Annotated in this window: 16 protein-coding genes and 1 tRNA gene; 10 read left to right on the top strand and 7 right to left on the bottom strand. The window is 63.3% G+C overall.

Features of this window, described 5'->3' with window-relative positions:
- Nucleotides 1–2: 2 nt before the first annotated feature.
- Nucleotides 3–761, bottom strand: coding sequence for a LamB/YcsF family protein (locus N5P29_RS00250; RefSeq protein ID WP_262276720.1), 759 nt, complete (start codon nt 759–761; stop codon nt 3–5).
- A gap of 109 nt (nt 762–870) precedes the next feature.
- On the opposite strand from N5P29_RS00250, the gene N5P29_RS00245 reads away from it, so the two are divergent.
- Nucleotides 871–1569, top strand: coding sequence for a GntR family transcriptional regulator (locus N5P29_RS00245; RefSeq protein ID WP_262276719.1), 699 nt, complete (start codon nt 871–873; stop codon nt 1567–1569).
- Here N5P29_RS00245 and N5P29_RS00240 read toward each other — a convergent pair whose 3' ends face one another.
- Nucleotides 1570–2295: a LysR family transcriptional regulator substrate-binding protein gene (locus tag N5P29_RS00240; protein ID WP_262276718.1), complete on the bottom strand. Its 726-nt coding sequence runs from the start codon at nt 2293–2295 to the stop codon at nt 1570–1572.
- Between the two features lie 33 nt (nt 2296–2328).
- Here N5P29_RS00240 and N5P29_RS00235 point away from each other — a divergent pair, with 33 nt between their 5' ends.
- Nucleotides 2329–2778: a DUF5997 family protein gene (locus N5P29_RS00235; RefSeq protein ID WP_262276717.1), complete on the top strand. Its 450-nt coding sequence runs from the start codon at nt 2329–2331 to the stop codon at nt 2776–2778.
- Between the two features lie 50 nt (nt 2779–2828).
- On the opposite strand, the gene N5P29_RS00230 is transcribed toward N5P29_RS00235, so the two are convergent.
- Complete coding sequence (locus N5P29_RS00230; protein ID WP_262276716.1) at nt 2829–3209, bottom strand: VOC family protein; 381 nt, start codon at nt 3207–3209, stop codon at nt 2829–2831.
- 515 nt (nt 3210–3724) lie between these two features.
- On the opposite strand from N5P29_RS00230, the gene N5P29_RS00225 reads away from it, so the two are divergent.
- Entirely contained in the window at nt 3725–4279 is a 555-nt protein-coding gene (locus N5P29_RS00225; RefSeq protein ID WP_262276715.1) for a hypothetical protein, read from the top strand.
- 34 nt (nt 4280–4313) lie between these two features.
- Here the strand turns inward: N5P29_RS00225 and N5P29_RS00220 are convergent, their stop codons facing one another.
- From N5P29_RS00220 to N5P29_RS00210, 3 genes are all read right to left on the bottom strand, one after another.
- Nucleotides 4314–5828: an APC family permease gene (locus N5P29_RS00220; RefSeq protein ID WP_262276714.1), complete on the bottom strand. Its 1515-nt coding sequence runs from the start codon at nt 5826–5828 to the stop codon at nt 4314–4316.
- A 23-nt stretch (nt 5829–5851) separates the two neighbouring features.
- Nucleotides 5852–6727, bottom strand: a complete 876-nt coding sequence (locus tag N5P29_RS00215; RefSeq protein ID WP_262276713.1) for a universal stress protein — start codon at nt 6725–6727, stop codon at nt 5852–5854.
- 87 nt (nt 6728–6814) lie between these two features.
- Nucleotides 6815–8188: a flavin monoamine oxidase family protein gene (locus N5P29_RS00210; protein ID WP_262276712.1), complete on the bottom strand. Its 1374-nt coding sequence runs from the start codon at nt 8186–8188 to the stop codon at nt 6815–6817.
- Nucleotides 8189–8295: 107 nt separating this feature from the next.
- Here N5P29_RS00210 and N5P29_RS00205 point away from each other — a divergent pair, with 107 nt between their 5' ends.
- The 7 genes from N5P29_RS00205 (at nt 8296) to N5P29_RS00175 (ending at nt 13937) form a co-directional block, all read left to right on the top strand.
- Entirely contained in the window at nt 8296–9000 is a 705-nt protein-coding gene (locus N5P29_RS00205; RefSeq protein WP_262276711.1) for a TetR/AcrR family transcriptional regulator, read from the top strand.
- Between the two features lie 18 nt (nt 9001–9018).
- Entirely contained in the window at nt 9019–9441 is a 423-nt protein-coding gene (gene arr, locus N5P29_RS00200; RefSeq protein WP_262276710.1) for an NAD(+)--rifampin ADP-ribosyltransferase, read from the top strand.
- Between the two features lie 48 nt (nt 9442–9489).
- Nucleotides 9490–10095, top strand: coding sequence for a helix-turn-helix domain-containing protein (locus tag N5P29_RS00195; protein WP_262276709.1), 606 nt, complete (start codon nt 9490–9492; stop codon nt 10093–10095).
- Complete coding sequence (locus N5P29_RS00190; RefSeq protein ID WP_262276708.1) at nt 10088–10993, top strand: EamA family transporter; 906 nt, start codon at nt 10088–10090, stop codon at nt 10991–10993. Before N5P29_RS00195 ends, N5P29_RS00190 begins: the two co-directional genes overlap by 8 nt.
- A gap of 126 nt (nt 10994–11119) precedes the next feature.
- Nucleotides 11120–11986 carry an AraC family transcriptional regulator gene (locus tag N5P29_RS00185; RefSeq protein ID WP_144660167.1) on the top strand — a complete coding sequence of 289 codons (867 nt, stop codon included), beginning with the start codon at nt 11120–11122 and terminating at the stop codon, nt 11984–11986.
- Between the two features lie 114 nt (nt 11987–12100).
- A complete protein-coding gene (locus tag N5P29_RS00180; RefSeq protein ID WP_262276707.1) occupies nt 12101–13228 on the top strand; it encodes an L-talarate/galactarate dehydratase in 1128 nt (375 codons plus the stop codon).
- Between the two features lie 10 nt (nt 13229–13238).
- Nucleotides 13239–13937 (top strand): FadR/GntR family transcriptional regulator, encoded by a 699-nt coding sequence (locus tag N5P29_RS00175; protein WP_262276706.1) that lies wholly within the window; start codon nt 13239–13241, stop codon nt 13935–13937.
- Between the two features lie 135 nt (nt 13938–14072).
- Here N5P29_RS00175 and N5P29_RS00170 read toward each other — a convergent pair.
- Nucleotides 14073–14155, bottom strand: a tRNA-Leu gene (locus N5P29_RS00170).
- Nucleotides 14156–14393: the final 238 nt, after the last annotated feature.

Genomic DNA, 14393 nt, shown 5'->3' with positions numbered 1-14393 from the left:
GGTTAGAGGAACGAGCCGATGGTTACACCGGCATCGCCCAATGCGGACTTCACTGCGGCAGCCATTGCAACTGCGCCGGGTGAGTCACCGTGGACGCAGATGCTCTCTGCGTTGATTTTGAGGATGGAACCGTCGATTGCCTTGACGGATTGTTCGGTGGCCATCCGCAGGACATGTTCGGCCACTTCGACGGAATCGTGAAGGACGGCCCCGGGCTGGGAGCGCGGGACGAGCGTCCCTTCCGGTGTATAAGCGCGATCTGCGAATGCTTCGGAAATTCCGCGGAGGCCCGCTTCCTCAGCCAAACGCAGGACTTCAGAGCCGGGCAGGCCGAGGATCGGAAGGTTGGGGTCCACCGATTTCACAGCATCAACCACAGCCCGCGCCTGGGCCGTGTGCTTGACGATCGCGTTGTACAGGCCGCCGTGGGGTTTCACGTACTGCACCCGGCCACCGGAAAGAGCTGCCAGAGCCTGCAGCGCACCGATCTGGTACACCACGTCGTCAGCCAACTCCACGGGGTCAATATCCATGAAGCGACGGCCGAATCCCGCGAGATCGCGGTATCCGACGTGGGCACCAATGACGACGCCGGCCTTGACCGCCTTCTCGCTGGTGCTGCGGATAACGCTGGGGTCGCCGGCGTGGAATCCACAAGCAACGTTGGCACTGGAGACGGACTGGAACATGGCAGCGTCGTCGCCGAGCGTCCAGCGTCCGAAGGACTCTCCGACGTCGCTGTTCAGGTCGATTGTTGCCATGGTGTGATCCCTGCCTCGTGATGCGCGTTACATCCAGCATGCACCAAAGTGTTGGATTGTTCAACAATCCGGCGATCCTTATTTTCGGCGATCGTGTAATTTTGTGGTTATGGCCGGAGCAGATCAGGAATCAGACGAACACCCCGGCCTTGACGGTGCCCGCGCCCGCATGCGGCTCAGGGTCCCCTCCGTGGCCGAACGGGTAGCCGAGGAACTCCGTTACCAGCTGGCAGAGGGCTTCCTTGTACCCGGCGCCAAACTCACCGAGGCCACCATCGCCGAGGATCTTGGCGTTTCCCGGAACACCGTCAGGGAAGCCTTTGCCGAGCTCGCCGCCGAACGCCTCCTGCTCCGCCAGCCGAACAAAGGTGTGTTCGTAGCCACCCTCGAGGCAGGGGACATCCACGACGTCTACACCGTCCGTCGCGCCATCGAGGTCAGCTCCATCCGTGCGGGAGGTTCGCCGGAGCGCATAGCCGCCGTCAGGGCCGCCGTCGACGAGGGAAAACGCGCCGCAGCGGCTGACGACAACGAAGGACTGGGCAGCGCGAACCAGCATTTCCACGGGGCAATCGTGGCTTTGGCAGAGAGCAACCGCCTGAACACGATCATGGCCCAGATCCTGGCTGAGATGAGGCTTTACTTCCACAAAGCCACCGTCAACGCGCACTTCTACAGCGACTGGCTCGCCGAAAATGAGCAGATCTGCGCAGCGCTGGAGGCCGGCGAACTGGAACGCGCGGGCGACCTGCTTCTTGCCTATCTCAACCGTTCAGAGCAGCAGCAGGCCGCAATCCACGGCGAATAGTCAGCGCTTGCCCTTTTTCCGCGAACCGCGGCCGCGTCCTTTGTCCGGATTCGGAGCGTAGCGCTGGGCAACTGCGGGCTTCTTCGCACCCGAACCCCTGCGATCCGGCTTCGGCGCCTTCTTGGGCTTCTCCTGCTTGGCAGACGGTTGGCGCGAACTCTGCGCCGTCCGGCCTCGGACAATCCCAATGAACTCCTCCACCACCGGGCTGTCCGTTCCGACAAGCCAGGCCAGACCGATCTGGGTTCCGGGAGCGCCGCTGAGGCGTCGCATCACAGTATCTTTGGCGTTCAGGTGCCTGGCAACGGACATGGGCATGATCACCAGACCGGCGCCGGAAGCAACCACTTGGAGGGCCATGGCCGGGCCACCCATTTCCTCTACGTCAAGGAAGTTCTCCTCGGCCAGGTCCTCCAGGGCTACTTCCTCGAACACTGAGATCTCATGGCCCTTGGGTGCAACCACCACGGGCTGCTCTTCATACAACGGGATGACGTTCAGACCGTCCCGGTCCACGGGCAACCGAACAAAACTGAGGTCAGCGGAACCGTCGCGCAACACCGAAAGCTGCGCGTCGTCGTCGGACATGAAGGAGTGCAGCGGTACTTCGGGCATCCGCTCTTCCCAGCGGCGGATCCACTTTCCGGGAGTCACGCCGGCGACGTACGCAAAGCGAAGCGCGGGGTGGGACTCGGGAGTTTCCGTGGATTCTTCAGCATCTGGCACACACTCACAGTACCGGCCAGATACCCTTGAAGCATGACGTCCTCGAACTCCCAGTCCATGAAGCCGGCAACAGTCGCCAAGAAACTCGGCATCTACCTGCCCGCTACACCCCAGGAGTTCCAGGATTCGTCCATCTCCCGCGAGGAATTCAACGAACTCCAGTCCAACCCACCGGAATGGCTGGCCGAGCTGCGCCGCAACGGCCCGCACCCGCGCCCGGTAGTTGCGCAAAAGCTGAACATCTCCATCAGCGGCCTGGCCCGCGGCGGCGTCGAGGAAGCACTCACGACGGCGGAAATCACCGAGTTGCTGCAGACTCCCCCGCAGTGGCTGGTCACCGAACGCGCCACCCACGCTGCTGTCCGTTCCGAGGCCCAGCGCGTCAAGGACGAGGCCCACAAAAAGGCCGCGACGAAGGAAGCCCGGGAGAACGCCGCAGCAAAACGCGATGCTCCCAAGGGAACCAAGCGCGACCGCGCATAAGGCTTGATCCAGCTATGGCCGGGACCCGCGTCCCGGCCATAGCTGTTTAACTAGTCCTGGTGCAGTTGGACGTAGTTGCCGCAACCGTCGTCGAAAACTGCGCTGATGCCCGACGGATCCTCTGCCGGCTCTCCCTTGAACTTCACGCCCGCAGCCAGCAAGCGCTCGTATTCGGCCTGGACGTCGGGCACGCCGAGGACCACCGCGGGCATCCCAGCCTCATAAACGGCGTTCATGTAATTCGCGCCTATGGGGTTGTCGCTGGGCTCCAGGAGCAGCCCGGTGGCGTTCTCACCGGCGCCGGGATCCTTGATGATGAAGAGGTTGTACTCAGGCATCGCCATCAAGGTCTCGAAGCCCAACGTTTCCGTGTAGAAGGTGTGAGCTATTGCCGGGTCCTTGACGTGGATGCTGCACATTTTCAGTCTCATGGTGCCAAGGCTACGCCCCGGGTGCGACAGGAAGACCCCTCGCCTCCACGGGACGGCGGCCGCGGTCATGGATCCGCGGCCGCCGCCAACCCGTTAGGGTTCGATTCGCCAGAACGTGCGGACGATCTCCCACGCAAAGCGCGCCAGATTGACCAGCAGGTTCAGGCGGCCCCAATGCTCGGGACGTTGACGTCGTCGAGACATGGTGCACCCCCTCACTGAGGACAGGGTGCGACCGCGCATGTTTGCACAGCGTGCGCGAAGGGGCATACTCTTGAAGTGTGAGAGTCAAGGGTATGTCCTTGAAATCGCACCAAAGAGCGCATCGCGCTGAACAAAGACCCGATTGCACTCGGGTCTTTTGTTTTTAACGATGCAGCAGACTCTTGCCTGCTGACATCGAGTCTACCGAGAGTTCACTACCTGATTTGCCGGGGAAACAAACCACCCTCGCCTCCACGCATCCCCCGGCGCATACTGGTTTCAAAGCAGCGAATTCGCCTGGAGGTGGTCCGATGCCCGCCATGATGCTCCTGTGGGGCGTTGCCTTGGTTCTTGCAACCGCGGCAACAACATACGTCTTGCGCAGAAAACTCACCTACGGTCGCGGGCCTGAGCCGGACACGGTCTTCTGGGATCTGTTCGCGGGATTAACGGTGATTGCACCCGCCATTCTGCTTCCCAGCGTTCAGTGGCCACCCGCCGGATTGGTGATGGTCGCCCTGGCAGGAACGACGGCGGCCGGGACCTTGGGTGCCATCCGGAAAGTCGAGCGCGTGCACGCTGCCGAGCCCCGGCGTCGTGCTGGTTTTGCCGACGACGCGGCGCGCCACCAAAGCATCCTGGCCCAATGGCGGCGTTACGAACTGGATCCGGCACAGACCATCGATTTTCCTGCCATGACGGACGTGCGGACCCAGGAAACGGCAGCACTGACCCGGGCCATGCGGGAGGCCGAGTACTGCAAGGTGACCGCCGGGACCGACTACCGGGCCGCCGTCGAACGCCTCGCCCAAGCGTTAACCGAAGCGGAGCGGGCAGCGGGCGTCCCCACAGCTGCCGCGACATGACACTTGATGACAATCCCGCCCCGCGACATTGTCATTAATTGCCAACTCGGCGGGAGAAGTTCCTGAAGAACTCGGGGCGTACCCTGCACATCACCAGCATCACCACCACGCCCAGCAGGATCACGCCCATTCCAAGGATGAACACCAAGCCAATGCCGCCCACCGATGAGCCCGAACCATAGGCCGGGTCCAAGGAGTCAACGGCAGTCTTCACGAACATGACCAACAGGATCACGCCGCCCAGCAAGGGCGCCAGGAACTTGAAGAAGAAGGAGCGAACACCGGCAAAGGCGGATGCCCGGAAGTACCAAACGCAGGCCAGCGCGGTGATGCCGTAGTAGAAGCAGATCATCATGCCCAGGGCGGTGATGGTGTCCCAGAGGGCATTCTCGGAGACGGTCCGGGTGATGACGTAGAAGCCTGCAGCTGCGATAGCCGCGGCGATTGTGGCGGTGCTCGGAGACTTGTAAGTGGGGCTGATCCGGCCGAACTTGGGCGAGATGGCCTTGTAGTGGCCCATAGCCAACAGCGTCCGGGCGGGAGAAACGAACGTCGACTGCAGGGACGCAGCCGAACTGCTCAGGATTGCCAGCGACATCAAAATGGCGAATGGACCCATCACAGGACCCGCCAGCACGGCGAAGATGCTCGACTGGTTCTCCGGGTTTCCCGTACCCAGGCCCGTGTCCCCTACGCCGGCGAAGGACAAGGTTGCCAGCGCAACGGTCATGTAAATGATCACGATCACCAGCACGGTCACGGTTGCTGCACGGCCGGGCGTCTTCTCGGGATTGCGGGTTTCCTCGTTCATGGTCAGCGTCACGTCCCAGCCCCAGTAAATGAAGATCGAGAGGGACACGCCGGCGGTGAAGGTCGTGAAGGAGTCCACCGCAAAGGGGTTGAACCAGTCGGGTGAGATGGCGGTGGCGTCAAAGGCCGTGCCGTTGGCTACGTGCGAAAACGCGGAAACAGCGAACCACCCAAGCACCAGCAACTGGAATGCCACCAGCACGTACTGCACGCCCTTGGTGGTCTCCATGCCGCGGTACGAAATCCAGCAAGCCACCGCAATGAACACCAGTGTTGTGGCGATGTTCAGGGGCAGGATCTTGCTGAGATCGGCAAGAGAGGGGTCGCTGAAGACCTGCCCAAGCATCAGGTAAAAGAAGTCCACGGCAACCGCGGCAAGGTTGGACAGCACGATGATGGTCGCCGCGATGAGCCCCCACCCACCCATCCAACCGATCCACGGACCGAAGGCGCGCGTCGCCCAGGTAAAGGACGTTCCGGCGTCGGGCATGGCGTTGTTGAGTTCGCGGTAGCCAAGCGCCACCAGCAGCATCGGGATGAAGCCCACCAGGAAGATCGCGGGAAGGTGGACACCCACCTCGGAAACGGTGGGACCAAGCGCCGCGGTCAGCGTATAGGCCGGCGCGATGCAGGAAACGCCGATCACGACGGCGCCGACGAGGCCCACCGATCCGGCTTTCAGGCCCTTCTCACTCAGGGCCGAATCTTTCGACTGGACCGTCTTTGGTGCAGTTGACATGGGTATTGCCTCTCGGGCGACGGCTAGGGGCGCTGTCGCGTGTAGTCGCGGGGAACCACGATCATTGGAACTGGCAGGGCACGCAGGATCCGGTTTGCGGTGGTGCCCAGAAAGGTGGCGCGGTGCTGCGCCAGGCGGCTGGAGCCGATGAGAAGGATTTCGCCGTCTTCCCATTCGAGGCGGTCCACGGCCTCCTCGATCGTGCGGCCTTGCGCGACGACGATTTCGGGCTCGGTCCCGGAGTCCGGACCGGAACCGGGGGTTGAATCCCCGACGGCGGCAAGACGGTCGGCGGCATGCACCCAGGCGGCGTCGGCGAGCCCGGGCGAGTTACCGCCGTCGAGCGCCAACAGGGAGACGAGCCGCAGCGGAAGGTGGCGGTCGCGCGCTGATTCAACGGCGACGTCGAGCAGTTCATCGGCACCGGGCCGGGCGCCGAAACCGCAGCTGAGCCGGGTGATGCCGGCGGTCCGATCAAAGCCGTGGGGCGCCAAGGCGACCGGGACCGGAGAAGAGTGCAGCAGTGAACTGGCCACTGAACCGATGGTGAACCGTTTGAACAGGCCGTTGTTGGTGGCTCCAATGACCAGCGCGGCCGCATCGAACTCCACAGCCGCATCAATGAGTGCCTGCGCTTCCGAGTCTCCGCGGCGGATGTGCGCGCGGGCGGTGACATCGGTCGGAACCAGGGCGAGTCCGTCGTCGAGCCACTGCCGGGCTTGCTCGTTGAGGATCGAGTCGTAGCCCGGCTCAGGCGGGTACACGGCGTTGTACGGCGAGTCCTCGGGGACCACGAGGACCAGGTCCAGGCTGGCGTCCTGTCCGCGGGCCATCGCAATGGCGAGGTGGACGGCATCGCGACCCCTGGCGTTGGCGGTGTAGCCGACGACGTATCGCATGATTCTCCTTAAACAGTGCTGCCGGCAGTCCGGGGACGGCACTTCCCCCGGACTGCCGGTTGCAGGTTTTGCGCTCTTCCGCGGGGCTTAGACCGCTACCGAAGCCAGCTTGTTGGCTTCGACGATGCGTGCTGCGGTGGCCTGGCCCATGCGGACCGCGCCATCGACATGCTGGTAGCCCTCAGCCGCGAGGTCCGACGAGGACCAGTAGATCGGGCCGACGTTGGCGTGCTGGTCCTTGCCGTAGCGGTGCAGGCCGCCGAGGTCGTAGCTGGAGGCGTAGGCGCCGCGGGTCCACTCTTCGGAGCCCCAGTCGGACTCGTAGTAGACCTCGGGGGTCAGTGCCTTGTCACCCAGGAATCCGGCGATGGATTCCAGGATGGCCTGCTTGCGGTCTTCGGCGCTGAGCTCGAACACGGCGTCGGCCTTTTCATCGGACACGAAGCCCACCAACGTGCCGCGGGTGTCGCCGTGGTTGGTGTTGTCGTAGACCTCCTGGACCAGTGCACCGGCGCTGAAGCCGGTGCCGGACAGTCCGTCTTCGCGCCAGAACGGCGTCTCGTAGACGGCGTGGACCTTGATGACCAGGCCCAGGGACTGGTGCTGGTGCATCTGGTGCTGGCGGCGCGGCAGCGGCGGGTTGAACGAAACGCGGGAGTACAGGTTCGGCGGCACAGCCATGATCACGTAGCGTGCGTTCACGGTAGCGCCGTCGGAAACTAAGGTGACGTTGTTGTCTTCCCAGCTGATGGTGCGGACCGGGCTGTTGAGGACGACGTCGGAACCCAGCTCGGCTGCCTGCAGCAGCGAAACCTGCTGCATGCCGCCGATCACGCGCTTGTCCAGGATGAAGTCCTCATCCGTCAGGTGCGTGAAGGATCCGGCCGACGCCGCCATGAGGATGGCCTGGAGGGCCGAGAAGGCGTGTGCGGGCTTGGTGAGCATGCCGCCGGCGATGAAGAGGCCGATGTTGTTGCAGGCTTCCTCGTCGTTCGAGTTCTGGCGGAGCCAGTGGTGGAAGGAGATGGTGTCCAGCTCGCGTGCCTTGGGGTGTGCCCAGGGTTCGGTGGGGCCGATCTCCGCAGCGAGCTCATCCAGGATGGCCACGAGCTTGTCCATTTCGGCCTTGGTGGTCTCATTGACCGGGAAGGTGTCGCCGGTGTAGCGGGTGGCCTTGCCGTCTGCGCCGATGTAGATGGATTCGCCGTCGCGGTAGCGCGAGTACATTTTCAGGCCGAGCTCGTCCAGCAGGTCCATGAGGGCCGTCTGGTCCGGGGAAACCCACTGGCCGCCGATCTCCAGCATGGCGCCGTCGATGGTGTCGGTCCAGGTGCGGCCGCCGACGCGGTCGCGCGCTTCGAGCACTGCGACGCTGAGTCCGGCCTTCTTCAGTTCACGTGCCGCCGTCAACCCTGACGGTCCGGCACCGACGATCACAACGTCGCGATCAAGATTCTGCATGATGTCCTCTCCGTGGCCGTCCGTTGGTGGCTGACCAATAAATGAATGGCATTCATTTATATCCATAGTAGCGGCTGAATGAGCGACAAGGAAGACCCGGTGGAATAATGCTGGGGACACAGGCAGCAGAAAGGCTCCCGATGCCCGCACCAACCCCAGCCCCCTCCGCGACGTCCCGGCGGCGCGCCGGCCGACCAACGGCGGCGATCCTGGACCAGGACGGCATTACGACGGCGGCGCTCACCTTGATCAGCAGCAAGGGTTACGACGGACTCACCATGGCGGCGTTGGCCCGTTCCCTGGGGGTTGCCCCGTCCGCCCTGTACAACCACGTCTCCTCCAAGGACGACGTGCTGGTGCTGCTGGAGGACCATCTGGCCGCGATGGTGGATGTGTCGGCATTTGGCGTGGAGCCGTGGGACGTTGCCGTAAGGCGCTGGGCATGGTCCTACCGTGACGTGTTCTCAGAACACACTCCCCTGATCCCCATCATCGCGGTGCTGCCGGTAGCCAACGCACCGAAGACGCTCGCCATGTACGAGGCCGTCACGGCGGGCTTCCGCGACGCCGGCTTCCCCGAGGACCGCATCATTTCAGCGATTGTGGCACTGGAAGCCTTCGTGTTCGGCGCCGCTTACGACGTCACCGCTCCCGAGGACATTTTCGACGCCGGCGACCTCGCCGAGGACGTCCCGAACTTCACCTCCGCCGTGGACCGGCTGTCCCTGGCAGGCCACGAACGACCCACGGATACAGCCTTCAGCCTGGGACTTGAAGCGTTGATCGCAGGTTTTGGAGCGATGCGGGCGTAAGTTGCCTAGGCTGGGTCCATGACTGAACCGCTGGATGAGGGCCCTTTTTATCACGGTACGAAAGCCGAAGTCCGGGCGGGCGACATTCTCTCGCCGGGCTACCGCTCGAACTACAAGCCCGACGTCGTCATGAACCATATCTACTTCACTGCCCTGCGCGACGGTGCCGGACTGGCGGCGGAGCTTGCCGTCGAACTGGCGTCCGGCGACGGTGAGCCGCACGTCTATCGCGTGGAACCCACTGGTCCCTACGAGAACGACCCCAACGTGACGGACAAGAAGTTCCCCGGCAATCCCACGCGCTCCTACCGGAGCGGCGCTCCACTCAGGGTGGTTGAAGAAATCACCGATTGGACCCGACTTACCCCCGAAGCACTTGAGATGTGGCGGGAGCGGCTTGCTGCAATCCAGGCTGATGAGCGGGCAGAGATCATCAACTGAGATGCCATTGGCACGCAGGTACCAAAGTAGTGCAGTATGCTGCACTATATGGAAGACAGTGCAGAGAGTTTGGCGCGCGTTATCGGGGAGCGCGTCAAGCAAGAACGCAAAGGCCGCGACTGGACGCTCGACAAGTTGGCCGAACTCGCCGGCGTGAGCCGCAGGATGCTGGTCAGCGTTGAGCAAGGCGCCGTGAATCCGAGCATCGGAACCCTCCTTCGGATCAGTGACGCCCTTGGAGTGGGCTTGCCTGCACTTGTTGAGCCTCCGGCACCCCGGGCGGCCAGGATCACCCGTTCAGGTGAAGGGGCGCTGCTCTGGACCGGCCCCTCAGGTGGCCGCGGCGTGCTGGTCGCGGGCACTGAGTCTCCCGACGTCGTCGAGCTGTGGGACTGGACGCTGGCACCCGGGGAGCTTCACGAGAGCGAGGCGCACTCAGCCGGAACCCGCGAGCTCCTGCAGGTGCAGGACGGCGCACTCACCATTGAGATCGAGACGGAGCGCTACGAGCTCAATACCGGCGATGCCATCACTTTCCGCAGCGATGTCCCGCACTCATATGCCAACCCCGGCATATCTTCTGCGCGCTTTACTTTGGCAGTCTTCGAGCCTGGTGTAGGAGCCGGACACCGGACGGAGGTTCCCAATGCGTAACCGCCTTTCCGGAGCAATTGGCGGACTTCCGCCTTGGTCCATGGCTGTTGCCGCCATGATGGCGGTTCAACTTTCCAATGCCCTGTCGGTTAGCGTGATCGGTCAGATCGGACCGGCAGGTACAGCGTGGCTGCGCATGTGCTTTGGAGTCGTTTTCCTGTGGATGGTCAGCCGACCGGCCATCCGATCTTTGCGCCGTAAGGATCTTCCGGCGCTGGTAGCCCTCGGAGTGGTCACGGGTTTCATGACCACGTTCTTCCTTGCCGCCGTCGAGCGTATCCCGCTGGGAACCGCCGTCGCGATCGAATTCCTGGGACCCCTCACGGTAGCCGGCATCATGAGTCACCGCCGAAAGGCGCTGGTATGGCCTCTGTTGGCCTTCATCGGCGTGGTTCTGCTGACTGAACCCTGGCATGGCGCGATCGACCTGCCCGGAGTGGGATTCGCCTTGGCGGCCGGTGTTTGCTGGGGCCTGTACAACGTGTTGACGCAGCATGTGGGTGATCGTTTCTCGGGCATCAGCGGGTTGTCGCTCACCATCCCGGTTGCCGCCTTGGCCACCCTGCCCTTTGGGTTGCCGCAGGTACTGGGTGGCTCGCTTGAGTGGTGGGTTCTGCCGATGGCGGCGGGGATCGCCCTGATTACTCCGGTGATCGCTTTTGGTTTGGAAATGCTGGCCTTGCGGCGCATGACCCACTCCGCTTTTGGCACTTTGCTGTCGATAGAACCCGCGTTCGGCGTGCTCATCGGCCTGCTGGTGCTGGCGCAGTCGCCCACGCTGATGCAGCTTGTTGGGGTTGCGCTGGTGGTGGTGGCCGGGACGGCGGCGCAGCAGGACGGGAAGCGTGCGCCCAAGCCGGTGGTGACGACGGATGTGCCGGCGGCGCCTGGTGCGTGAGGAACGGAGAGGGACGCGTTGGAAGCTAGTTGAGGACCGGCGCTCTGCGAGCGGTGATCGAATCGGACCGCGATAGTAGGGTTCGGGGTGAACCGGACGAGCAGGCTTGCAGGTGAAGGGAGAACCGTGATCTCAGCGCTAAACCAACTCGTCGATTTTATCGATGGTCACCTCACCGAGGAGATCAATATTGATGACTTGGCCGTCAGGCTCGGCATGACGGAGTACCACCTCCGCCGGATGTTCTCATCACTGGCGGGCATGCCGCTCTCCGAGTACGTCCGCAGACGCCGAATGACGGTGGCTGCAACGGACGTTCTCGGGACGGGCGACCTGCTGGCTATCGCTGTGCGGTATGGCTACGGCTCAACGGAGGCTTTTAGCCGGGCATTCCGATCAGTACACGGCGTCGGTCCGAGCGACGTGCGGCGGAACGGCGGCCCCCTTCGCACACAACCGCAGCTCAGGTTCCGCCTGACCGTAGAAGGGAACACCACAATGGACACTCGCATCGCAGAACGGCCGGCATTCAAACTCATCGGTCGTTCGGCACGTGTACCGCTTATACACAACGGCCCAAACCCGCACATCCAGGCACACATCGCCTCACTGCCAATAGCAGAGCACGCCCGGCTCAAGGAATTGAGCAACACCGACCCCGGTGGCCTGCTCCAGGTGAGCGCCGACGTAGACCCGGACTATAAGGAGGGCAGCGAGCTGACCTACCTTCATGGGGTCGCCGTCACCGAATCGACACCCGCGCCCCAGGAGCTCGACGCGATCGAGGTTCCCGCGGGCATCTGGGCGGTGTTCCATGCCGAAGGGGCTTACCCGGAGGTTCTTCAGTCCACGTGGGCCTCCACTGCCACCGATTGGTTCCCCTCCAATCCGTGGCGGCTCCGTCCAGGACCAGCGATTGTGGCAGTCCTCGACCGCGCGGAGGACTTCAGCACAGCGAGCTGCGAACTGTGGCTCCCTGTGGAACGCGGCTGAAGGATCAGCCCGCCGGCAGGCCAATGGCCATACCGGCGGGCTCCTCCGGAAACATCATCCCTTGTAGAACAAGTACTCAACTTGTATCCTAAGTAAAACAATTTAGGAGACCTCGTGAGCACCGTCGACTTCATCCGGCACGTCAAACTGTCCACCGCGAGATTGCCCCTCGCCGTACCCATCAGCGACGCCAAAGTTTTCACCGGGCGCCAGAAACCGATGACCGAGGTCGTTTTCCTGTTCGCCGAGATCACCACCGAACAGGGCCACAGCGGCCTGGGTTTCAGCTACTCCAAGCGCGCCGGCGGACCCGCACAGTACGCCCACGCCAAGGAAGTCGCCGAGGGCATCATCGGCGAGGACCCCAACGACATCGGCAAGATCTACACCAAGCTCCTCTGGGCCGGCGCCTCCGTCGGAAGGTCAGGCGTGGCAACACAGGCGTTGGCCGCCGTCGACATCGCCCTCTACGACCTCAAAGCCAAACGCGCAGGCCTCCCCTTGGCCAAACTCCTGGGCTCCTACCGCGACTCCGTCCCGACCTACAACACCTCCGGCGGCTTCCTCAACGCCACCTTGGAGGAGGTCAAAGCACGTGCCACGCAGTCCATCGAGGAGGGCATCGGCGGGATCAAAATCAAGGTTGGCCTGCCCGATTCCAAGGAAGACCTTCGCCGCGTGGCCGGGATCCGGGAGCACATCGGCTGGGACGTGCCGCTTATGGTGGACGCCAACCAGCAGTGGGACCGTGCCACCGCCCTGCGCATGGGCCGCCAGTTGGAAGAGTTCAACCTCATCTGGATCGAAGAACCACTGGATGCCTACGACTTCGAAGGCCACGCACACCTCGCGCAGATCCTGGACACCCCCATCGCCACGGGCGAGATGCTGGCCTCCGTCGCCGAACACAAGGGCCTCATCAATGCCAACAGCTGCGACATCATCCAGCCTGATGCCCCGCGCGTCGGCGGCATCACCCAGTTCCTGCGCCTCGCTGCCCTGGCAGATGAGAGAGGCCTTGGCCTGGCGCCGCATTTCGCCATGGAAATCCACCTGCACCTGGCGGCTGCCTATCCACGTGAACCTTGGGTGGAGCACTTCGACTGGTTGGACCCGCTCTTTGAGGAACGTTTGGAAACCAAGAATGGCCGCATGATCGTCCCGGACCGTCCCGGACTTGGCGTCACCTTGAGCGATCAGGCCCGTGCGTGGACCACCGAATCCGTGGAGTTCGGCGCGTAATCTGGAACCCATGAGCCGAAACCTGACCGCGGATCTCGCCGCCGACCTCCGCAACCGCATCGTCGACGGCGTCATCCAGCCAGGTGAAAAGCTCCCCAGCGAAAACACCCTCATCAGCGAGTTCGGGGTGAGCAGGACCGTCGTCCGCTCCGCCCTGACCAGGTTGCAGGCCGAGGGCCTTGTGGAAACCGAACGCGGACGGGGCAGCTTCGCGTTGACTCCCCCCGCCGAAGGCCCGACACAAGCGCCGGGAACACGGCCGGTGTCCAGCATGGAAGAACGGCTTCAGATGCTGGACTTCCGAATCGGCGTCGAAACCGAGGCGGCGGCCCTTGCGGCCAAGAACCACAGCGAGCTGCAACTGAAAGCAGTCCACGGCGCCTTGGAGCAGTTCACCGCAAACGTCGCCCATCCTGCGCATGCCATGAAGGCGGATTTCGAATTCCACCGTGCCGTTGCGGCGGCCACCGGCAATCCCTTTTATACGGACTGCATCAACGCGCTCGGCCAAACCATGATCGCCATGCCCCGCCCGCGCCTCGTCGCCGGGGACGACCAGGAAAGCCGCGACCGCTTCGACCACGTGATCCACGAGCACTCCTCCATCTACGCGGCAATCGCGGAGCGCGATCCCGTGGCTGCCGCGGCCGCCATGCGCCTCCACCTCAGCAACTCTCGACGCCGGCTCACGGGTTCCGCGCGCGACTGACCTCCCGTAGCCCGTACCCAACCAGGGGACAGCACATGCCCTAATGAGGCCTGATTAGGACGCGTGCTGTCCCCTAGTTGGGTGGGCGGGCAACAAAAAAGCCCCCGATCCATAGATCGGGGGCTTTCGATTGCGTGCGCGAGGGGGGATTTGAACCCCCACACCCTTTCGGATACTGGCACCTGAAGCCAGCGCGTCTGCCGTTCCGCCACTCGCGCGCAACTTCTTTTTCCGGACTTCCACTGGTCACCCAGCTTCGCTTCCTTCAAAAGCAGCGAGATCAAGCATAACGGACATCCGGAGCAAAACACCAATCGGGGCGGATGCGAGGCTGCCAAAAGGGGATAAATGGCCTGAAAACCGCGGAATTTCAAGGTTTTTTCAATCCCCGGGAGCCCCGCCATCAAGGGCCGCGGGCGAACTTTTCCGGGGCACGAGGCGTTGTGGATTAAGGTC

It is taken from the genome of Paenarthrobacter sp. JL.01a (assembly GCF_025452095.1).
Taxonomy (GTDB): Bacteria; Actinomycetota; Actinomycetes; order Actinomycetales; family Micrococcaceae; genus Arthrobacter.
Note: the sequence above shows the minus strand (reverse complement) of the source record. Positions and strands in the feature narration are given on the sequence as shown.